The following is a 20,168-nucleotide window of genomic DNA, read 5'->3' as shown; positions in this document are numbered from 1 at the left end:
CCGTCCCAGCACCAGGAGTCGATCAACGATGAAGCTCGCCGAGGCCCTCGCGCAGCGCGCCGACCTCCAGCGCCGGCTCGCCCAGCTGGCGAGCAGGGCGATCGCGAACGCCCGCCACCAGGAGGGCGACCTCCCGGCCGAGGACCCGGTCGCGCTGCTCGCCGAGCACGAGCGCACCGCGGCGCAGCTCGAGTCCTTGATCGGGCGCATCAACGCGGCGAACCTCGCGACCGAGGTCGAGCCTGGCCTGACCATGACGGCCGCGCTCGCGCGTCGCGACGTGCTGCGCCTGCGGCACCGTCTGCGGAGCGACCTCGCCGACGCCGCATCGGCCTCCCAGGACCGTTTCACGCGCACCGAGCTGCGGTACGTGTCGGGTGTGGACGTGCCCGCGACGCGGGCCGAGGCCGACGACCTGGCGCGTGCGCTGCGTGAGCTCGACACCCGCATCCAGCAGGTCAACTGGACGGCTGACGTCGAGGGTGACGGCGTGGGCTGAGGCCCCGCGCGCGGGGTCGCACAGGTCCTCGTCGATGACTTCGCGCCACTGCGGCCGTCTGTAGTACACCGAACACCGACAGCCGGGAGGACGACACCATGGGGAAGCTGACGTTTGCCATGAGCATGAGCCTGGACGGATACGTCGCCGCGCCCGGCGACGACCTCGGCTGGAGCGTGCCGAGCGACGAGCTGTTCCAGTGGTGGTCCGACCGGGTGGGGGCGACGGGCACGGCGTTGTACGGGCGCGGCCTGTGGGAGGCGATGAGCCCCCACTGGTCGACCGCCGACCAAGAGCCCGGCGTCACACCGGCGCACGCCGAGTTCGCCCGCCGCTGGCGGGACATGCCGAAGGTGGTGTTCTCCTCGACGATCAGCGCGGTCGACTGGAACGCCCGCCTGGTCACCGGCGACGCCGTCGCCGAGATCGCCCGGCTCAAGGCCAAGGACGACGGCCCGCTGGACGTCGGCGGCGCCGCCCTCGCCGCGTCGGTGATGCGGGCCGGGCTGATCGACGAGTACGTGATCGTCACCCACCCGGTCCTGGTGGGCGGCGGCACGCCGTTCTTCCCGTCCCTGGACACCTGGGTGAAGCTGGACCTGGTGGAGACCCGGACGTTTCCCGGCGGTGTGCTCCAGACCAGGTACGAGACGAGGCGCTAGGTCCCGCCGGTCGCCCGTGCTCCGCCCTCGGGCTCGGTGCGCGGGCCGACCCGCAGTACCGTTGCGACCGGAGCGGACGGAAGTCGGTAGCCACGAGCGGGAGCGAGCACGACCCGGCCCGGGCAGGGCAACTCCAGGAGCCGGTGGGCAGGCTCGTACAGGGTCACCCCTGGCACGGTGCAGCCCAGCACGGCGCACATGTGCACCGCGCACCCGGCACAGCGCACCACCGAGTGCTGGCCCGCACGTGGCGAGGGTGGGTCCGGGGACCTTCCGTCCGCTCCGCCGCCCGGCGCCGGGCAGTGAACCGCGCGCCGCCCTCGGGCACGGTGCCGACCCGTCCCCCGCGCAACCCCCGATCCGGGACACTCCCCGGACGCGCGTCCGCGGCCCCGGGGAGTGGTGGGAGAATCGCCGACGTGACTGCTGAACTCGACGCCGCAGGAGCCCCCGTCCCGCCCGAGCGCACGGAGGCGGACGCCCAGCACGCCGCGAAGGCGGCCGCCGCCGAGGAGGCCACGCGGTCCGCGGCCCTCAGCGAGGCCGAGCGTGCCGCGGACGCGGCGCGCGAGGCCGTCGCGGCCGCGCTGCGCACCACGACGCGCGGCATCGTCGACTCCTCGACGCGTCGCCGGGCCGAGTACTCGACCGACGCGTCGAACTATCGCGTCGTCCCCGAGATGGTGGTCTTCCCGGTCTCGACCGAGGACGTCGTGGCGACGCTCGAGGTGACGCGCGAGCTCGGCGTGCCGCTCACGGCGCGCGGCGCGGGCACGTCGGTCGCGGGCAACTCGATCGGCCCGGGCGTCGTGATCGACTTCTCGCGGCACGTCAACCGGGTCCTGTCGGTCGACCCGGCGGCGCGCACGGCCCGCATCGAGCCGGGTGTCGTCATGTCGACGCTGCAGAAGGCCGCGGCCTCGCACGGCCTGCGCTTCGGCCCCGACCCCTCGACGCAGAACCGCGCGACGCTCGGCGGCATGATCGGCAACAACGCGTGCGGTCCGCACGCGGTCGCCTACGGGCGCACCGCGGACAACGTGGTCGAGCTCGACGTGGTCGACGGCACGGGCCGACGATTCACCGCGGGCAAGGGCGACCCGACGTTCGCGGCGGTCCCCGGCCTCGCGCAGCTCGTCAAGGACAACCTGGCGCTCATCCGCACCGAGTTCGGGCGGTTCGGGCGGCAGGTCTCCGGGTACTCGGTCGAGCACCTGCTGCCGGAGAACGGCTCGGACCTCGCGAAGTTCCTCGTGGGCTCCGAGGGCACCCTCGTCACGATCCTCGAGGCCACGGTCGCCCTGGTCCCGATGCCGAGCGCGCCCACGCTCGTCGTCCTCGCCTACGAGGACATGCCCACCGCGGCCGACGACGTCCCCGCCCTCCTCTCGCTGAGCCCGCTCGCGGTCGAGGGCCTCGACGCCCGCCTCGTCGACGTGGTGCGTCGCGCCAAGGGTGCGGGCTCGGTCCCCGAGCTGCCGCCGGGCGGTGGCTGGATGATGGTCGAGGTCGGGGGAGCGACTCCCGAGGAGGCGTACGCGAACGCCGAGGCGATCGTCGCGGCCTCCGCGTCGACGTCCACACGCATCCTGCCCGCAGGTCCTGACGCCACGGCCATGTGGCAGATCCGGGCCGACGGCGCCGGGCTGGCCGGGCGCACGCCGGCGGGGGAGCAGGCGTGGCCGGGCTGGGAGGACTCCGCGGTCCCGCCCGAGAAGCTGGGCGCCTACCTGCGCGACCTCGACGCGCTCATGGCGCGCTACGGCGTCGACGGCCTGCCGTACGGGCACTTCGGCGACGGGTGCGTGCACCTGCGCATCGACATCCCGCTCGAGACGTCGGGCTCGGTGCTGCGGACCTTCATGACCGAGGCCGCCGAGCTCGTGGCCAAGTACGGCGGCTCGCTGTCCGGTGAGCACGGCGACGGCCGCGCACGCTCGGAGCTGCTGCCCGTCATGTACTCGCCCGAGGCCATCTCGCTGTTCGAGCAGGTCAAGGCGCTGTTCGACCCGCAGGACGTCCTCAACCCCGGGGTGATCGTGCGACCCAACGCGGTCGACGCAGACCTGCGCCGGCCCAAGGCGCTGCCCGTGCTGCCGACCAAGGGCGGCTTCTCGTTCGGCCACGACCACGGTGACATGACCCAGGCCGTGCACCGCTGCGTCGGCGTCGGCAAGTGCCGCGCGGACTCGTCGGCGTCGGGCGGGTTCATGTGCCCGTCCTACCAGGCGACCAAGGACGAGAAGGACGTCACGCGCGGACGGGCGCGCGTGCTCCAGGACGCGATCAACGGCACGCTCGTGGGCGGCCTCACGTCGCCCGAGGTGCGCGACTCGCTCGACCTGTGCCTGTCGTGCAAGGCGTGCTCGGCCGACTGCCCGGCGGGCGTCGACATGGCCCAGTACAAGGCCGAGGTCCTGCACCGCACCTACCAGGGCAAGCTGCGCCCCATGAACCACTACGCGCTCGGCTGGCTGCCGCGCTGGTCGCGCCTCGCGGGCATGATGCCGCGGTTCATCAACACGGTCCTCGGCATCCGGCCGCTCGCGAAGCTCGTGCTCTCGCTCGGCGGCATGGACCCGCGCCGCGAGGTGCCGAAGTTCGCCGAGGTCCCGTTCCGCACCTGGTGGAAGCGCGGAGGTGCGACGAACGGGGTGCCAGGGCTCGCCGTCGGGCAGACGCCCGGTCGGCCCAAGGCGGGCAAGCGGCCGCAGGTCGTGCTGTGGACCGACTCGTTCAGCGACGCGCTCGCGCCCTCGGTGCCGCAGTCCGCGGTCACGGTGCTCGACGCCGCGGGCTACGACGTGATCGTGCCCGACCAGCAGGCCTGCTGCGGCCTGACCTGGATCAGCACGGGCCAGCTCGACGGGGCCCGCAAGCGGCTCGAGAACCTGCTCCAGGTCCTGGGACCGTTCGCGGTCAACGGGATCCCGATCGTCGGGCTCGAGCCCTCGTGCACCGCGGTGCTGCGCTCCGACCTGCTCGACCTCTTCCCCGACGACCCGCGCGCCAAGGCCGTCGCGGGCGCGACCCACACGGTCGCCGAGCTCCTCACGCGCCCCGAGACGCGCCCCGCACCCGAGACCTGGCAGGTGCCCGACCTGTCCGACGTCACGGCCGTCGTCCAGCCGCACTGCCACCAGCACTCCGTCATGGGCTTCGCGGCCGACGAGAAGCTGCTGCGCGGGGCCGGCGCCACGATCGACACGCTCGCCGGATGCTGCGGCCTCGCCGGGAACTTCGGCATGGAGAAGGGCCACTACGACGTGTCGGTGGCGGTCGCGGAGAACGCGCTCCTGCCCGCGCTGCGCAAGGCCGGCCCGAACGACATCTTCCTCGCCGACGGGTTCTCGTGCCGCACCCAGGCCGACCAGCTCGGCGGCGTGCAGGGCAAGGCGCTCGTCGAGCTGCTCGCCGAGCGGCTCTAGGCCGGCGCCTCGGGGGGCGCGGCCTGCGCCCCCGCGCCCCGGATCTCCGACTCCTGGGCGCCGACCTGCCACGTGAACGGTGCGAAGTCGAGCGTCTCGTCGCGCCACGACGCCCGGCGCGCGGCGTACGCCCAGAACGGCAGCGCCACGAAGACCACGCTGAGGCCGACGAGCAGACCCACGTACGTCGTCGGGCTACCCACCTCGACCTGCGCGGGAGGCACGAAGCTCACCACGAGCGCGAGAGCCGCCGCGAGCAGGCCGCAACCGCCGATGACCCACACGCCCACGATGCCGCCGGGCACGTGGTAGCGGCGCGGTCGGGCGGGCTGGGAGTACCGCAGGGCGATGACCGCCGCGAACATGAGCACGTACGCGACCAGGTACAGGATCACCGTGAGCTGGCTCAGGAGCTGGTACGCGGCCTGGACCGACGGCAGGACCACGAACAGGACCGACAGGACCGTGACGACCGCGGCCTGGACCAGCAGGATGCGCGAGGGCATGCCCGCCCGGTTCGTCCGGTGCAACCAGCGTGGCAGGTAGCCCGCGCGCGCCACGGACAGCAGACCCGTCGCCGGGCCCGCGACCCAGGTCACGATGCCCGCGAGCACGCCCACGGCCAGCATCGCGGCCAGGTATGGCGCCGCCCACCCGACCCCCGCCCAGGAGAGCAGCAGGTGGTAGGCCGTGAGCAGGCTCTGCGTCAGGTCGATCTGCCCCGTCGGGATGACCACGGCGATGGCGAGCGTCCCCAGGACGAGCACGACGACGGCCCCCAGCGCGGCCACGAGGATCGCGATCGGGTAGTTGCGGATCGGGTTCTTGATCGACCGCACGTGCACCGCGTTCATCTCCATGCCCGCGTAGAACAGGAAGATGCTCGCCGCGAGCACGATGTTCGACACCTTCGACAGGTCCGGCACGAACGCGCCCCACGAGAGCTCGACCTGCGACGGGTTGCCCGCCGCGAGGTATGCGGCGGCCAGCCCGATGAGGATCGCGGCCGGCACGAGCGTCCCCACGATCCCACCCCACTTCGCGACCTGGGAGAACGACTTCACGTCCCGCAGCGCGATGAGCGTCGCGAGCCAGAACACCGCGAGCACGACCGCGAGCACGAACACCTTGTCGCCCGACAGCCGCGGGGCGCTCGCTGCGTCCCCCGTGTACGCGAGCGTCACGGCGGCGAACGTGAGGATCGTGGGGAACCAGATGCAGCCCTCGATGAACACCATGAAGATCGCGAGGAACCCCCACCGGCTGCCGAACGCCTCGCCGACCCAGCGGAACATGCCGCCCTCCTCGGGCCAGCCCGTCGCGAGCTCGGCAGCCACGAGCCCCACCGGGGCGAGGAAGAACAGCGCCGCGAACAGGTAGTAGAACGTCGAGGCGAGCCCGTACTCGGCCTCTGCGGGGAGCCCGCGCAGGCTCACGACCGCGACGATGTTCATGACGGCGAGCGCGGCGACCGTGATGGTCCCCGCGCCGGGCGTCCTGCGTTCTTCGCTCACGTGCGTGGCCTTCCTGCGACGGGGGGTGCCGGGTCGTGGCCGACGGCGCGACTCACGCATCGTGGCACCGGGCGAGCGGCGGCGCGCGGGGAGCGGGTGGTCCGGACGCTCGGCCGCGTGCTCGGTGTGGCCGCGGGCTGGCAGCATGGTCGGCATGGAGTTCCAGGACGTCGTCCGCCGCCGCCGCATGGTCCGACGCTTCACGGACGAGCCCGTCGATCCCCGGTCCGTGGACCGCCTGCTGCGCAACGCGGTCCGCGCACCCAATGCCGGCTTCACGCAGGGGTGGGCGTTCGTCGTCCTCGACACGCCCGACGGCGTCGCGCGCTTCTGGTCCGCGACCTCGCCCCGCGCGGTGGGGGAGCCGGGCGGGGGCGGTTCCGCCGGGGGTGCGGGCGGCGGGGGGGACGCGGCCCCTGGCGGCGCCGCGAAGGAGAGCCGGTGGCTCGCCGGGATGCGGACGGCCCCCGTGGTCGTCGTGGTCCTGACGTCGCGCGAGGCGTACCTACGGCGGTACGCCGAGGACGACAAGGTCCGTGCGGCGGCGCAGGCCACGGGCGAGGGCGACTCCCCGTGGGACGTCCCGTACTGGCACGTCGACGCGGGCATGGCGTCGCTGCTCATGCTCCAGACCGCGGTCGACGAGGGACTCGGCGCGTGCTTCTTCGGGGTGCCGCCGGGGCAGGTCGAGGCGTTGCGGGAGGCGTTCGGGGTGCCGGACGAGTTCCTGGTGACCGGGGTGGTCGCCGTCGGGCATGCGGCGGACCCGGCCCCTCGGGAAGGCGCGAGGGGACCTGGGGTCGGCGCTACGGCGTCGGGGGGTTCCCCGACGCGACGCCCGCGCCGACCGCTCGAGGACGTGGTGCACCGCGGCGGGTGGTGAGACCGTGCCCCGCGGGGTCAGCGCAGGTCGAGCCGCATGAGCACGCGAGGGAACCCGTTGAGCACCGAGCCGGTCGTCGCGGCCTGCGTGAACCCGGCGTCCTCGAAGAGCTTCTTGGTGCCCGCGTAGGCCATGGTCAGGTCGATCTTCTTCCCCTGGTTGTCGAGCGGGTACCCCTCGACGGCCGGTGCGCCGTGCTCGCGGGCGAAGGCGACCGCGCCCTGCAGCAGGTGGTGCGAGACGCCCGCCCCGCGGTGGCCCGGGCGCACCCGCACGCACCACACCGACCACACGTCGAGGTCGTCGACGTGCGGGATCTTGCGGTTGCGGGCGAAGGCCGTGTCGGCGCGCGGGTGCACGGCAGCCCAGCCGACGACCTCGTCCCCGTCGTACGCGAGCACGCCGGGGGGCGGGTCCTGGCGGCACAGCTCCTCGACGAGCGCGCCGCGGTCGGGACCGACGAGCGCGACGTTCTCCTTCGAGGGCAGGCGGTAGCTCAGGCACCAGCACACGTTCGCGTCGGGCCGCTTGGGCCCCACCATCGTGCGCACGTCGGCGAACTCCGTCGCGGGCCGCACCTCGATCACCATGCCGTCACGATGCCACCGGCCGCTCCCGCGTGCTCGTCAGAGCGAGCGTGACCTCCGGTGCTCGCGGGTTCTGACAGCCTGGCGGCGGTGTCAGCCCCGGCGGGCCCGGTCCATGGCGGCGTGCAGGTCCGCGAGGTCGTCGCGGGCTCGGACGTCGCTCGGCAGCTCGGACCAGTCGTCGAGCGTGTCGAGGTCCACCGCGGTCCCGGTCCGCTGCACGACGACGGCGCGCACGCCCCGCAGCTCGGCTTCGGCCAGGTGCGCCTCGAGGCTCCCGACGCCGAAGCGGAACGTGAACGGTGCCTCGGCGTCGAGCGCCAGGAGGTTGGTGCCCGAGCGCGTCCGGTCGGTCGCGACGACGACGGGCGCGTCCTCGGCGAGCAGGGCCTCGACGTCGTCGGTCGTGAGCGCCGGGAGGTCGGCGTGGGCGACGAGGAGCCGGACGGGTCGCCGGGCCGTGGCACCGGCGCCCTGGCCCGCCGGGTCGGCGAGGCTCGCGACGATCTCCCGGCCGACGTCGAGCGCGGCGTTCAGCCCCGGGCGGCTCGCGGGCTGCAGGACGATCTGGAGGCGGCCGGGGCCGTCGCCCTCGGCGCTGTCGCCGTCCCCCTCGGCGGGAGTGCCGGTCACCGTCGGCGGGGCGTCGTCCATCGGTGGCGGCACCGGCTCGACCAGGCTCCCCAGCGCACGCCACGTGAAACGAGGGTCCGACGTCACCACGAGCACCCGCTCCACGGACCCGCTCGCGAGCAGCGTGCGCACCACGTGCCGCGCGAGCGTCGCGATCAGGCGGCTGCGCTCGGCCGGGTCGAGCACGGTCGCGAGCCGCGACTTGCCCGACGAGCCGTCGCGCAGCGGCACCACGGCGACGACACGCTGCCGGCCCGGGGACGCTCCCGCCGCACCCGGGCCCGCGGGGTGAGCGGCGCCGTCGGGCGTCATGCCGATGCCGCGAGCAGCTCGCGCGCCAGGCGCTCGCGGCCCTGCGCCCCGCCCATGACCGTGTCCGTCACGAGGACCTCGAGGCCCAAGGCCTCGATCGCGGGCGCGAGGTCGCGGTCGGCCTCGTCGATGCACATGACGTCGACCAGCCCCACGTACAGGCGCGCGACGCCGAGCGCCGAGACGTCGTGCCCCAGGCTTGCGAGGACCGACGCCGCAGGGCCCTTGAGCGCGCGGCCGCCGACGATCGGGCTCACCGCGACGCGGCGGGCCGGCGAGGACGCGAGGGTGTCGCGCACGCCCGGCACGCTGAGGATCGGCTCGATCGACAGGAACGGGTTCGACGGGGCGACGACCAGCAGGTCGGCCCCCGAGACCGCGTCGAGCACGCCCGGGGCCGGGGACGCCTGATCGGCGCCCACGAACGTCAGCCCCAGGACCTCGTCGCGGTGCTGGCGGGCGACGAAGTACTCCTGGAAGCCCAGCGGCCCGTCGGCGGTCTCGACGACGGTCGCCACGAGGTCGTCCGTCATGGGCAGCAGGCGCGAGCGGACCCCGAGCGAGCCGGTGATCTGCGCCGTGACCTCGGTCAGCGTGGCCCCCGCGCGCAGGCGGGCCGTGCGCGCGACGTGCGTCGCGAGGTCCTTGTCGCCCAGCGTGAACCACGTGTCCTCGCCCAGGCGGCGCAGGGCGTCGAGCGTCGCGTAGGTCTCCCCGGCGAGGCCCCAGCCGCGCACGTCGTCGGCGAGGCCCGCGAGCGTGTACGTCACGGTGTCCAGGTCCGGGCTGATCGCGAGGCCGTGCAGCTCGACGTCGTCGGCCGTGTTGACCACGACCGTGAGGTCGGCTCCCGCGAGCTCCATACCGTGGGCGAGCTTCGCGCCACCCACTCCGCCTGCCAGGACCGTCACCCGCACGTCGTTCACCACCGGTCGAGCATAGTTGGGTCGCCTGGGGCGGCGGACCCGCCCGTGTCCGGTGAGATGGGTCCTTCTGCGCGAGACGGGTGGTTGCGCGCCGGTCCCCGGGACCCGTCTCGCGCACGACCACCCGTCTCGCGCACGTGGCGCGGCGGCGTGCTCAGAGCAGCGGCAGCATGCGCCCCAGGTCCGGCACCGAGTCCGAGGTGTGGAGCGGCGCGAGCGCGCGGGCCAAGTCGTCGACGTCGTAGGGGATGCGGCCCGTCGCGAGGCGGACCCACAGGCGAGGGTCGACGACCTCGAGGCTCCAGCCGCCGCGCGTCACGACGATGCGCAGCAGCTCGGCCGCGACGAGGTCCAGAGCGCCCCGGTCGACGGCCTTCTCGGCGACGCCCGGCAGGCTGCGCTCCAGGTCGTCGGCGTGCACGACGAGCTCGATGAGGCGCGAGACCACCATGTCGCGCAGCGTGATGGGGCCGCGGCGGGCCTGGACCACGGTCTCGGTGGGGGCGAGCTCGTCGAGCCGTGCGAACGCGCGTCGGGCGTACCCGGAGACGGCCGCCAGGCGGTCCGCCGCGATCTCCTCGTCGAGGGCGCGGGTCACCTGGGCGATCTGCTCGGCGCGCTCGGGGTAGGTGCCGAGGTACTCGGCGAGCGTGAGCGGGTTGGTGCCGGGGGCGACCGGGCCTGCGGCCACGAGCGCGTCCATGGCCCGGCCCAGGTGGGACACGAGCTCACCCACGGTCCAGCCGTCCAGGACGCTGGGCTGGTCGACCGCGTCGTCCAGGGTGTCGTCGAGCGACCCGAGCCACCTCTCGAGGCGGTCCCACTGGGTACGGAGGGCTGCGGTGGCCTCGGCCAGGTCTGCGGTCATGGTGACATCGTGCCGGGTGCGGGCCGCGGCGTCACGCACGGCGCAAGGGATGGGACGGGTGTGGGCCCGGCGAACCAGCCACTGAGCTCCAGAGGCTCAGACCTGCGCGCGCTCCCCGAGGAACTGCGTGACCATGGGCCCGAGCTGGTCGAACTCGATGAGGAACCCGTCGTGCCCGAACTCCGAGTGCAGGAGCCGCAGCGGCTGCGCGCCCGGGATGCCCTGGGCGATCCGTGCCGAGTGCTCGGGGAGGAACAGGCGGTCGGTGTCGACGGCCACGACGAGCGCGCGGGCCGTGATCTGGCCCAGGGCCGCATCGACGCCGCCGCGGTCGCGGCCCAGGTCGTGCGTCAGCATGGACTCGGTGAGCACGACGTAGGAGTTCGCGTCGAAGCGGCGCGAGAGCTTGTCGCCGTGGTGGTCCAGGTAGGACTGGACGGCGTAGCGCCCGTCGGTGAACGGGTCCTCGCCGCCCTGCGGCAGGCGGCCGAAGCGCTCGTCGAGCTCGCGTGCGCTGCGGTAGGTCGCGTGCGCGATCTGCCGCGCGATGCCGAGGCCCACGTGCGGACCCTGGTCGTCGGGGACGTCGTAGTAGTCGCCGCCGCGGTACTGCGGGTCGGCGCGGATCGCACCGAGCTGCGGGTGCGCCCACGCGATCTGGTCGCCCGACGTCTGGGCACCGGACGCGATGACCGCGACCGACTCGACCGTGATGCCCGCCTCGGGGCCGAGGATCGCCCACTCGAGCACGCGCAGGCCGCCCATCGACGCGCCGATCACGAGCTCCCACGACGTGATGCCCAGGGCACGCGCGAGCTCGATCTCGACGGCGACCTGGTCGCGGGTCGTCACGCGGGGGAAGCGCCCGCCCCACGGGCGGCCGTCCGGCGCGTCGGACGCGGGGCCCGTGGTGCCCTGGCAGCCGCCGAGCACGTTGGGCGCGACGACGAAGTACCGGTCGGTGTCGATGGGGGCGCCCGGCCCGACCATCGCCTCCCACCAGCCCGCGGACAGGTGACCGGGTCCGGTCGGACCGACGACGTGCGAGTCCCCGGTCAGCGCGTGCAGCACGAGCACGGCGTTGGAGCCGTCGGGCGCGAGCGTTCCCCAGGTCTCGTACGCCACGCGCACGTCCGGGAGCCTGCCCCCGGCCTCGAGGTCGAACGTGCCGACGTCGGCGAAGAGGCGGTCCCCGGCGTCGTCCCCCTCGCGCCACGCGGCCGAGGCCGGGACGGGCGCCTTGGCCCGTGCACGCGAGTCCGACCCGCGCAGCGGGCGCGGGGACGCGGAGGGAGCCGGAGAGGTCATCGCCGTCCACTGTACGGCCGGGGCACCGGGCGCGCCCCGGCCGTCCAGAATCGTCATCGCGTGTCCCGGCGCCCTACTCCGCCGCGCCCGAGGCAGCGGTCGCGGCGTCGGAACCCAGTGCGGCCTTCGCGGCGGTGAACCCCGCCTCGAGGTCCGCGAGGATGTCGTCGACGTGCTCGATCCCGACGGACAGGCGGACGAGGCCCGGCGTGACGCCGGCCTTGACCTGCTCCTCGGGGCTGAGCTGGGCATGCGTCGTGGACGCCGGGTGGATGACGAGCGAGCGGACGTCGCCGATGTTGGCGACGTTCGAGTGGAGCGTGAGCGCGGACACGAACGCCTGCCCGGCGTCGGCGCCGCCGTCGAGCTCGAACGTGACGATCGCGCCCGCACCGCGCGGCGTGTACTTCTGCGCGTTGGCGTACCAGGGGCTCGACGGGAGGCCCGCGTACCCCACGGACACGACGTCGTCACGCGACTCGAGCCAGGTCGCGACGGTCTTGGCGTTCTCGACGTGGCGCTCGACGCGCAGCGACAGGGTCTCGATGCCCTGGGCGATGAGGAACGCGTTGAACGGCGAGATGGCCGACCCGAGGTCGCGCAGGAGCTGCACGCGCGCCTTGAGGATGTACGCGAGGTTCGCGCCCAGGATGCCGTCCACGCCCAGGTCGCGGGCGTACACGATCCCGTTGTAGCTGGGGTCCGGGGTGTTGAAGCTCGCGAACCGCTCGGGGTCCTTCGAGAAGTCGAAGTTCCCGGAGTCGACGATCACGCCGCCGATCGCCGAGCCGTGCCCGCCGAGGTACTTGGTCGCGGAGTGGATGACGATGTCCGCGCCGAACTCGATGGGGCGCAGCAGGTAGGGCGTCGCGACCGTGTTGTCCACGATGAGCGGGACGCCGACCTCGTGCGCGGCGGCGGCCACGGCCTCGATGTCGAGGACGTCCGCCTTGGGGTTGGGGATGGTCTCGGCGAAGAACGCCTTGGTGTTCGGGCGGGCCGCGTCGCGCCAGGCCTGCGGGTCGTGCGGGTCGGTGACCCACGTGGTCTCGATGCCGAGCTTGGCGAGCGAGTACTGGAGCAGGTTGTACGTGCCGCCGTACAGCGACGGGCTGGCCACGATGTGGTCGCCTGCCTCGGCGACGTTGAGGATCGCGAAGGTGGTCGCGGCCTGGCCCGACGCGAGGAGGAGCGCGCCCACGCCGCCCTCGAGGTTGGCGATGCGGTTCTCGACGACCTCGGCGGTCGGGTTGCCGATGCGCGTGTAGATGGGGCCGAGGTCCTTGAGGGCGAAGCGGTCGGCCGCGACGCTCGCGTCGGGGAAGACGAACGACGTGGTCTGGTAGATCGGCAGGGCGCGTGCCCCGGTGGTGGGGTCGGGCGTCTGGCCGGCGTGGATCTGGCGGGTCTCGAAGGACCAGCGGGGCTCGGTGCTCATGGTGGCTCCTTGGGGTGCGGGGGAGGGAGCCGCAGGTGCGTCCGGTGGCCTGGTTCCGGGGCGGTCCGCGGCGGGGCAGTGAGGGGACTGGTGCGCACGCGGTGGGCGGGTCCGGCCGGACGTCGGGGGCTGCGGCTGACGGTCGTCGTCAGGTCGCCGGTCCGAGGTGCGTCCGGGTGCCGCCCGCAGGGCAGGCGAACGTGCGCTGGGGGTCAGCTACACATTCGACGGCAGGTCATGTCCCGAGACTAGGTCGGCATCTCATCCGGCGATACCCCCGTCTCGCGATGCGAGACGTGCGGGGGTGATGTTCACCCCGGGGCGGGCCCTGTTCACCCGTGTGCCGGGTCGCCGCCCGGCAGACCGCCGGAGAGACTGGACGTCCGCCGCCCTCGCGGCGCGCGGCCGCAGGTGCGCGGCCGACCCGTCCCGACGACGCATAGGAGGAGCGTGACGATCTCGCAGCCTTCCCCCCCGCAGGCCACCCCCGCCCGACGACGTCGCGCGCCCCAGGACCCCGGGACGCCGCGCGGGGCGGGCCGGCTCGCGATCGTGGCCGCGCTGGCCGTGACTCTCACCGGCGGTGTCGTACCCGCCGCGGAGGCCGACCCCCCGAGCGACGACGACCTCCGCTCGGCGCAGCAGGACGAACGCGCGGTGGCCCAGCGCGTCGCCGACATCGAGGCGGACCTCGCCACCCTCGCGGACCAGCAGGACGACGCCTGGACGCGTGCGGGCCTCGCCGCCGAGGAGGCCGGTGAGGCGCAGAGCGCCCTCGAGGCCGCCGCAGCCGAGGTCGAGGCGGCGAAGGCCGCGCTCACCACGGCCGAGGCCGGTGAGGCGGCGGCTCGTTCCGCGATGGGCGCGACCTACCGTGCGTCCCGCCAGTCCGGCGGGTCGCTCGACACGCTCCGCGTCGTGCTCGACGCCGACGAGCTCGACCAGATCGTCCAGTCCGAGCAGGCGCAGCGGCTCACGGGTCGCAAGGTCCAGACGGTGGCCGACGGGCACCGCACCGCGCGGGCCCTGGCCGACTCGGCGCGCGCCCGGTCCGTCGCGGCCCAGGAGGCGCGGGCCGCGGCGAGCGAGCGGGCCGAGCAGGCCTACACGACCGCGCTCGAGGCGCAGCAGAACATCGACGGCGCCGTCAGCGCCGCCGCCGCCCGTCGCGACGAGCTCCTGGTGGACCTCGCCGCAGCCCGGTCCACGACCGTCGAGGTCGAGCGGCAGCGTCAGGACGCGATCGACGCCGAACGGCGGCGTGCAGCCGAGGAGCGGGCGCAGGCCGACCGTGGGGGCCAGAGCGTGCCCTCGCCCGGCGCGGGCAGCGGCTCGACGACCACGCCGCCACCCGTCACGCCGCCTGTCGCCCCGCCCGTGGCTCCGCCCGTGACCCCGCCGGTGACACCCCCGGTCACCCCTCCCGTGACGCCTCCGGTCACGCCCCCCGTGACCCCGCCCGTCACTCCTCCCGTGACGCCTCCGGTCACGCCCCCCGACTCCGGGGCGGCCAAGGGCGAGGCTGCCGTCGCCTGGGCACGCACGAAGATCGGCGCGCCCTACCTCTGGGGCGGCACCGGCCCTGCCTACGACTGCTCGGGCCTGACCTCGCAGGCCTGGGCCAGCGTCGGCGTGAACATCACCCGGACCTCACGCTCGCAGTACGCGCGGGTCGCCAAGATCGCCTACAGCCAGCTCCGCCCGGGCGACCTCATCTTCTACGGCACGAACCCGAACGACCCGAGCACCATCTGGCACGTGGCCATGTACATCGGTAACGGGCAGATGATCGAGGCCATCTACGAGGGGAAGCCGGTGCAGATCAGCTCCGTCCGCTGGTCGAGCACGATGCCCTACGCCGGACGCCCCTGACACGGCGCCTCTGACGCGGCGGCCCGGGCGAGGCGCCCCGTCAGCCGGTAGGGGCACCCGCGCACGAAGGCCCGGCCTCCCTCAGGGGAGACCGGGCCTTCGTGGCGTCCGGGGCGTGCCGGCAGCGCAGGATCAGTGACCGGGGGTGTGGTACCCGCTGTCGATCGCGCGCTGGATGGAGCGCTCGATCTCGGCCTCGGCCTCGGTGCGGCCGGTCCAGTGGGCGCCCTCGACGGACTTGCCCGGCTCGAGGTCCTTGTAGACCTCGAAGAAGTGCTGGATCTCGAGACGGTGGAAGTCCGACACGTCGTCGATGTCCTGGCGCCATGCGGCGCGCTGGTCCCCCGTGGGCACGCACAGGACCTTGTCGTCGCCGCCGGCCTCGTCGCGCATGCGGAACATGCCGAGCGCGCGGCAACGGATCAGGCAGCCGGGGAACGTGGGCTCCTCGAGCAGGACGAGGGCGTCCAGCGGGTCGCCGTCCTCACCGAGGGTGCCCTCGATGAAGCCGTAGTCGTCCGGGTAGCGCGTCGAGGTGAACAGCATGCGGTCAAGGCGGATGCGACCGGTCGCGTGGTCGACCTCGTACTTGTTGCGCTGGCCCTTCGGGATCTCGATCGTGACGTCGAACTCCACTGTTCTCCTCCAGTTGAACCGGCTCACCCGCTCGGTCGCGGTGTGGCGGTCGTGAATCGGCTGTCGTGCGCACGCGGCCCCGGCCGTTCCGACCGGTGAACCCGGCCGGGTGGTGTGGACCACGAGGTATCAGGCCAGCATGCGCCCTCTAGTGTGACACGAACGGTCTGGGTCGGCGGTGGCCGGACCCCGGGGACTCCGCGGTTCTTGGGTGATAATGCGCACGTGAGCGGCGCGCTCCTGGGCGCCGACGGCAGGAGGGAAGAGGACGACATGGGTTGGGTGGCGCGTACCGGGATCACTGCCGGGATCGTGGTGGTCCTCGCGGGCGGCTACCTGACGGCCGACGCGTACGACGTGGTTCCCGGCGTCCTGACGACCGCACCCGCGGTGGCTCCCGCGGCCCCCTTCCCGACGCCTCCCGGTGCGGTGGACTCCGCCTCACCTGCGCAGACGCTGCCGGTCCTCGACGAGTCGGCGCCGTTGCCCGACGCCACGGCGATCGCCGCCTCGCTCGACGCGCTGGTCCAGGACGCGCGTCTGGGCGGCAGGGTGGGCGGCGTCGTGATGGACCGGATGACGGGCGAGGTGCTCGCGCAGAGCGGGGCGGAGACGCCCATGGTCCCGGCCTCGACCCAGAAGGTCCTCACCGCCGCCGCGGCCCTCGCGTCCCCGGGACCCGAGGTGACGCTCACCACGAAGGTCGTCGAGGTCGACGCCGGCACGATCGCCCTCGTCGGCGGCGGCGACATGATGCTCGCGGCCGAGGAGGGCGACCCGTTGGCCGTCAACGGTCGGGCAGGGATGGCCGACCTGGCGACGCAGGTTGCGGGCGAGCTCAAGCTCACCGGTCGTACGACGGTGCGCCTCGTGGTCGACGACCGCTACTTCTCCGGCCCCACGGTCAGCCCCGCGGTGTTCGCCGGGAACGTGACGGCGGGCTACATCGCCCCCGTGACCTCGGTCGCGGTCGACATCGCCCGCCTGAGCGACGCCGAGTACGCCAAGCGCAGCGCCGACCCGTCGCTCGCGGCTGCCGAGATTCTCGCGACGCGCCTCACGGAGCAGGGCATCACGGTCGAGGGCCCTCCCGCACGGGGCGAGTCCGCCTCGACGGCCAAGGTTCTCGGGTCGGTCGAGTCAGCTCCGCTGAGCGAGGTCGTCGCGTACTTCCTCCAGCACTCGGACAACACCATCACCGAGGTCGTGGGACGTCTGGTCGCGATCGACGCCGGGCTGCCCGCGACGTTCGACGGAGCGAGGCAGGCCGTCACCGCGAGCGTCTCGCGCCTCGGGGTGGACCTGACGGGGGCCGTCCTCGCCGACTGCTCCGGCCTGGGCGACGGGTCGGCGCTGTCGGCGGCCCAGCTGGCCGCCGTCGTCGACCTCCTGGCGGACCCGGCGCAGCCCGGCCTGCGCGCAGGGGCCGTCGGGCTGCCCGTCGCCGGGCTGTCCGGCACGCTCGACGACCGCTTCCTCGCGTCGCCCGGCAGGGGAGTGGTCCGGGCCAAGACGGGGAGCCTGCCGAACGTGACGTCGCTCGCGGGTACGGTCGTCACCGCGCAGGACCGCCAGCTCGTGTTCGTCCTCCTCGCGGACGCCCTGCCCGACGGTGGCGCGTACGGTGCGCGTCTGCTGATGGACGGTTTCGTCGGGGGCCTGGTGGGTTCGGCGGACTGACGCCCCGCCCGCCGACGGTGACGGTTGCCCGCCGACGGTGACGGTCGCCCGGCCCCGCGTACCGGCTACGGTGGGGCGATGACGTCTTCCGTGGTCGGCGCGCCGCTCGTCGACTGGACCTCCGCCGCGCAGATCGCCGCCCGCGTCGCACCTCCGGGTCCGACGGCCTCGCGCGACGAGCTCGCTGCGCTCGTGGAGGGGCTGCGCGAGGCGGCGTCCGCAGCGGTGCCGCACGTCCTGCGCGTCACGCGCATGTCGCCGGCCGACCCGGGGCGGCCCGGTGACGCGGGGGCACCGGCGCTCTCGCAGGTGTACGTCGTCGACCGGTCGCGCTGGGCCCGGGCCAACACCGAGGTCATGGCGAGCCTGACCGACGGCGTCGCGGACTCCCTCACGGGCGCGGGGGACAAGCCGGTGTCGGCGACCACGGCGCTCGTCGGGGCGGCGCAGGTCGGGGCCGTCCTGGCTGCGCTCTCGAGCCGCGTGCTGGGCCAGTTCGACCCCTACAGCGCGCACGGCACGCCGGTCCCCGGACGTCTGCTCCTCGTCGCCCCGAACGTCCTGCAGCTCGAGCGCGACCTCGACCTGGTGCCGGCGGACTTCCGCCTGTGGGTCTGCCTGCACGAGCAGACCCACGCGCTCCAGTTCGCCGCGGCCCCGTGGCTCGCGGAGCATCTGCGGGCTTCGGCCCGCGAGCTCCTCGCGGGCCTCTCGGAGTCCTCCCGCCAGCTCGCCGAGGCGCGTCTGCGCGACAAGCTCGCGACCGCGGGCAAGGTGGTCCTGCGGGCCGTGCGCGGGCAGGAGGGCGGGGTCGCCCACGGGCTCCTCACGCCCGACCAGCGGCGCTCGCTCGAGGAGGTGTCGGCCGTCATGGCGCTCCTGGAGGGGCACGCCGACGTCATGATGGACGCGGTCGGGCGCGCGACGGTCCCCACGGTCCGGCGCATCCGGGCGCAGTTCGAGGCGCGCCGCGACGGGCAGGGCAGCAGCACGCTCGACACGGTCCTGCGCAGGTTCCTGGGCATGGACGCCAAGCTCGCCCAGTACCGGGACGGCGCCGCGTTCGTGCGCGGGGTCGAGAAGCAGGTGGGGCGCGACGGGCTCAACGCGGTCTGGTCGAGCCCCGAGCACCTGCCCTCGGCACACGAGATCGCCGACCCCGGTGCCTGGGTGCGCCGGGTCCACGGCTGACGCGCGCGTGGTAGGTCCGCGTCCCGCGGAGGCGGCGGCACGGCGCGCCGTGCGCAGCGTGGTCCGCGACCTCGCGCCCGGCTCGCTCGTGCTCGTGGCGTGCTCGGGCGGTGCGGACTCGCTCGCGCTCGCGGCTGCGACGGCCTTCGTCGCCTCGCGCGACGGGCTGCGGGCCGGGGCGGTCGTGGTCGACCACGGGCTCCAGGACGGCAGCTCCGAGGTGGCGGCCGTCGCGGCGGACCGGTGCCGGGCGCTCGGCCTCGACCCGGTCGAGGTCCGGCGGGTCGAGGTCGCGGGCCGCGGTGGTCTCGAGGCGGCGGCGCGCCACGCGCGCTACGCGGTGCTCGACGACGTCGCTCACGTCGCGGGGGCGTCGGCAGTGCTCCTGGGGCACACCCTCGACGACCAGGCCGAGTCGGTGCTGCTGGGGCTCGCCCGTGGTTCGGGGGCACGGTCCCTCGCGGGCATGGCCGCCGTGCGGGGCGTCTATCGTCGCCCGTTCCTGGGTCTGCGGCGGAGCGACACCGAGGACGTGTGCACCGCGAACGGACTGACCTGGTGGACCGACCCCACCAACGGGGTGCCCGGTACCGGACCGGGTGTGCCCGGGCAGGGCACGACCGGACAGGGCGCGACCGAACCGGACGTGCGGCTCGGCGCGCCCCTGCCCCTGCGCTCGCAGGTGCGTGCACGGGTGCTTCCCGTCCTCGAGGACGTGCTCGGTCCGGGCGTCGCGGAGGCGCTGGCTCGCACCGCCGACCTGCTCCGCGAGGACGCGGACCTGCTCGACGAGCTCGCGGACCGGCTGCTCGACGAGGCCCGTGTCGCGGAACCGGGCGGCGGCGAGGACCGTCGCACGGGCGGCGCCCCTGTGGTGCTCGACACCCAGGTGCTGTCGTCGGCCCCGGCCGCGCTGCGCCGTCGGGCGCTGCGACGCGCCGCGACCGAGGCCGGGAGTCCCGCCGGATCCCTCTTCGCGAGCCACGTCGCGACGCTCGACGCGATGATCACCGACTGGCGTGGTCAGGGGCCCGCGCACCTGCCGGGCGACCTCCGGGCACTGCGGACCCGTGGGAGACTCTTCCTACGGCCCGCGCGTCCCCCCTCGCCCGAGCGAACCGTGCCCGCCGAGACCCCAGCAGAACCAGCACAGGAGTGAAACCCGTGGACTCATCCGACGTCGGCAACGACCTCGAGAACATCCTCCTCACCGAGGACCAGCTCCGCGGGAGGCTGGTGGAGCTCGCCGAGCAGATCGACCGCGACTACGCGGGCAAGGACCTCCTGCTCGTCGGCGTGCTCAAGGGCGCCGTCATGGTCATGGCGGACCTCGCCCGCCTGCTGCACCACGACGTCGAGATGGACTGGATGGCCGTCTCGTCGTACGGGTCGGGCACCAAGTCGTCGGGCGTCGTGCGCATCCTCAAGGACCTCGACGCCGACCTCACGGGCCGCCACGTGCTCATCGTCGAGGACATCATCGACTCGGGCCTGACGCTGTCGTGGCTGCTGTCGAACCTGCGCAGCCGCGGCCCGGCCTCCGTCGAGGTCGCCGCGATGCTCCGCAAGCCCGACGCCGCGAAGACCGAGGTCGACGTGCGCTACATCGGCTTCGACATCCCCAACGAGTTCGTCGTGGGCTACGGCCTGGACTATGCGGAGAAGTACCGCAACCTGCCGTTCGTGGGCACGCTCGCCCCGCACGTCTACTCGTCCTGACGCGCTTCCCCG

The 20,168-nt window shown here is 74.0% G+C and carries 17 protein-coding genes; 9 read left to right on the top strand and 8 right to left on the bottom strand.

Annotated elements, in window-relative coordinates; translation table 11 throughout:
- Nucleotides 1-28: 28 nt before the first annotated feature.
- The 3 genes from H9640_RS04825 to H9640_RS04815 all read left to right on the top strand — a co-directional run bounded on the left by H9640_RS04825 (nt 29) and on the right by H9640_RS04815 (nt 4,589).
- A complete protein-coding gene (locus H9640_RS04825; protein ID WP_191789583.1) occupies nt 29-499 on the top strand; it encodes a DIP1984 family protein in 471 nt (156 codons plus the stop codon).
- A 98-nt stretch (nt 500-597) separates the two neighbouring features.
- On the top strand, nt 598-1,161 hold the full coding sequence (locus H9640_RS04820) for a dihydrofolate reductase family protein (protein WP_191789582.1): 564 nt from the start codon (nt 598-600) through the stop codon (nt 1,159-1,161).
- 587 nt (nt 1,162-1,748) lie between these two features.
- Nucleotides 1,749-4,589: an FAD-binding and (Fe-S)-binding domain-containing protein gene (locus H9640_RS04815; protein ID WP_191789756.1), complete on the top strand. Its 2,841-nt coding sequence runs from the start codon at nt 1,749-1,751 to the stop codon at nt 4,587-4,589.
- On the opposite strand, the gene gadC is transcribed toward H9640_RS04815, so the two are convergent.
- Nucleotides 4,586-6,103 carry a putative glutamine/gamma-aminobutyrate antiporter GadC gene (gene gadC, locus H9640_RS04810; protein WP_318243647.1) on the bottom strand — a complete coding sequence of 506 codons (1,518 nt, stop codon included), beginning with the start codon at nt 6,101-6,103 and terminating at the stop codon, nt 4,586-4,588. The genes H9640_RS04815 and gadC overlap by 4 nt on opposite strands.
- Nucleotides 6,104-6,257: 154 nt before the next feature.
- Between gadC and H9640_RS04805 the strand changes: the two genes are divergently transcribed.
- Complete coding sequence (locus H9640_RS04805; RefSeq protein ID WP_191789581.1) at nt 6,258-6,986, top strand: nitroreductase family protein; 729 nt, start codon at nt 6,258-6,260, stop codon at nt 6,984-6,986.
- A 17-nt stretch (nt 6,987-7,003) separates the two neighbouring features.
- On the opposite strand, the gene H9640_RS04800 is transcribed toward H9640_RS04805, so the two are convergent.
- The 6 genes from H9640_RS04800 to H9640_RS04775 form a co-directional block, all read right to left on the bottom strand.
- Nucleotides 7,004-7,576, bottom strand: coding sequence for a GNAT family N-acetyltransferase (locus H9640_RS04800; RefSeq protein ID WP_191789580.1), 573 nt, complete (start codon nt 7,574-7,576; stop codon nt 7,004-7,006).
- A gap of 90 nt (nt 7,577-7,666) precedes the next feature.
- On the bottom strand, nt 7,667-8,518 hold the full coding sequence (gene cofC, locus H9640_RS04795) for a 2-phospho-L-lactate guanylyltransferase (protein ID WP_191789579.1): 852 nt from the start codon (nt 8,516-8,518) through the stop codon (nt 7,667-7,669).
- On the bottom strand, nt 8,515-9,447 hold the full coding sequence (cofD, locus tag H9640_RS04790) for a 2-phospho-L-lactate transferase (RefSeq protein WP_318243646.1): 933 nt from the start codon (nt 9,445-9,447) through the stop codon (nt 8,515-8,517). The genes cofC and cofD overlap by 4 nt, the downstream gene beginning before the upstream one ends.
- Nucleotides 9,448-9,598: 151 nt before the next feature.
- Nucleotides 9,599-10,312, bottom strand: coding sequence for a maleylpyruvate isomerase N-terminal domain-containing protein (locus H9640_RS04785; protein ID WP_191789578.1), 714 nt, complete (start codon nt 10,310-10,312; stop codon nt 9,599-9,601).
- A 96-nt stretch (nt 10,313-10,408) separates the two neighbouring features.
- Nucleotides 10,409-11,620: a homoserine O-acetyltransferase MetX gene (gene metX, locus H9640_RS04780; protein ID WP_225226726.1), complete on the bottom strand. Its 1,212-nt coding sequence runs from the start codon at nt 11,618-11,620 to the stop codon at nt 10,409-10,411.
- Nucleotides 11,621-11,693: 73 nt separating this feature from the next.
- A complete protein-coding gene (locus H9640_RS04775; RefSeq protein WP_191789576.1) occupies nt 11,694-13,058 on the bottom strand; it encodes a bifunctional o-acetylhomoserine/o-acetylserine sulfhydrylase in 1,365 nt (454 codons plus the stop codon).
- 450 nt (nt 13,059-13,508) lie between these two features.
- Here H9640_RS04775 and H9640_RS04770 point away from each other — a divergent pair, with 450 nt between their 5' ends.
- On the top strand, nt 13,509-14,930 hold the full coding sequence (locus H9640_RS04770; RefSeq protein WP_191789575.1) for a C40 family peptidase: 1,422 nt from the start codon (nt 13,509-13,511) through the stop codon (nt 14,928-14,930).
- Nucleotides 14,931-15,062: 132 nt separating this feature from the next.
- Here the strand turns inward: H9640_RS04770 and H9640_RS04765 are convergent, their stop codons facing one another.
- On the bottom strand, nt 15,063-15,566 hold the full coding sequence (locus tag H9640_RS04765) for an inorganic diphosphatase (RefSeq protein ID WP_056645206.1): 504 nt from the start codon (nt 15,564-15,566) through the stop codon (nt 15,063-15,065).
- Between the two features lie 225 nt (nt 15,567-15,791).
- Between H9640_RS04765 and dacB the strand changes: the two genes are divergently transcribed.
- The 4 genes from dacB to hpt all read left to right on the top strand — a co-directional run bounded on the left by dacB (nt 15,792) and on the right by hpt (nt 20,156).
- On the top strand, nt 15,792-17,246 hold the full coding sequence (gene dacB, locus H9640_RS04760) for a D-alanyl-D-alanine carboxypeptidase/D-alanyl-D-alanine endopeptidase (RefSeq protein WP_318243645.1): 1,455 nt from the start codon (nt 15,792-15,794) through the stop codon (nt 17,244-17,246).
- 78 nt (nt 17,247-17,324) lie between these two features.
- Nucleotides 17,325-18,437: a zinc-dependent metalloprotease gene (locus tag H9640_RS04755; protein WP_191789574.1), complete on the top strand. Its 1,113-nt coding sequence runs from the start codon at nt 17,325-17,327 to the stop codon at nt 18,435-18,437.
- 7 nt (nt 18,438-18,444) lie between these two features.
- Nucleotides 18,445-19,596 carry a tRNA lysidine(34) synthetase TilS gene (gene tilS, locus H9640_RS04750; protein ID WP_191789573.1) on the top strand — a complete coding sequence of 384 codons (1,152 nt, stop codon included), beginning with the start codon at nt 18,445-18,447 and terminating at the stop codon, nt 19,594-19,596.
- A gap of 5 nt (nt 19,597-19,601) precedes the next feature.
- Complete coding sequence (gene hpt, locus H9640_RS04745) at nt 19,602-20,156, top strand: hypoxanthine phosphoribosyltransferase (protein ID WP_030144051.1); 555 nt, start codon at nt 19,602-19,604, stop codon at nt 20,154-20,156.
- Nucleotides 20,157-20,168 lie beyond the last annotated feature (12 nt).

This window comes from Oerskovia gallyi (genome assembly GCF_014836745.1).
GTDB lineage: Bacteria > Actinomycetota > Actinomycetes > Actinomycetales > Cellulomonadaceae > Oerskovia > Oerskovia paurometabola.
The sequence above is the reverse complement of the archived record's forward strand: the minus strand, read 5'-3'. Positions and strand labels throughout refer to the sequence as shown.

Coding starts and splice junctions, on each gene's coding strand:
- H9640_RS04825 (WP_191789583.1), top strand. CDS start 29: ATGAAGCTCGCCGAGGCCCTCGCGCAGCGCGCCGACCTCCAGCGCCGG.
- H9640_RS04820 (WP_191789582.1), top strand. CDS start 598: ATGGGGAAGCTGACGTTTGCCATGAGCATGAGCCTGGACGGATACGTC.
- H9640_RS04805 (WP_191789581.1), top strand. CDS start 6,258: ATGGAGTTCCAGGACGTCGTCCGCCGCCGCCGCATGGTCCGACGCTTC.
- H9640_RS04800 (WP_191789580.1), bottom strand. CDS start 7,576: ATGGTGATCGAGGTGCGGCCCGCGACGGAGTTCGCCGACGTGCGCACG.
- cofC (WP_191789579.1), bottom strand. CDS start 8,518: ATGACGCCCGACGGCGCCGCTCACCCCGCGGGCCCGGGTGCGGCGGGA.
- H9640_RS04785 (WP_191789578.1), bottom strand. CDS start 10,312: ATGACCGCAGACCTGGCCGAGGCCACCGCAGCCCTCCGTACCCAGTGG.
- metX (WP_225226726.1), bottom strand. CDS start 11,620: ATGACCTCTCCGGCTCCCTCCGCGTCCCCGCGCCCGCTGCGCGGGTCG.
- H9640_RS04775 (WP_191789576.1), bottom strand. CDS start 13,058: ATGAGCACCGAGCCCCGCTGGTCCTTCGAGACCCGCCAGATCCACGCC.
- H9640_RS04755 (WP_191789574.1), top strand. CDS start 17,325: ATGACGTCTTCCGTGGTCGGCGCGCCGCTCGTCGACTGGACCTCCGCC.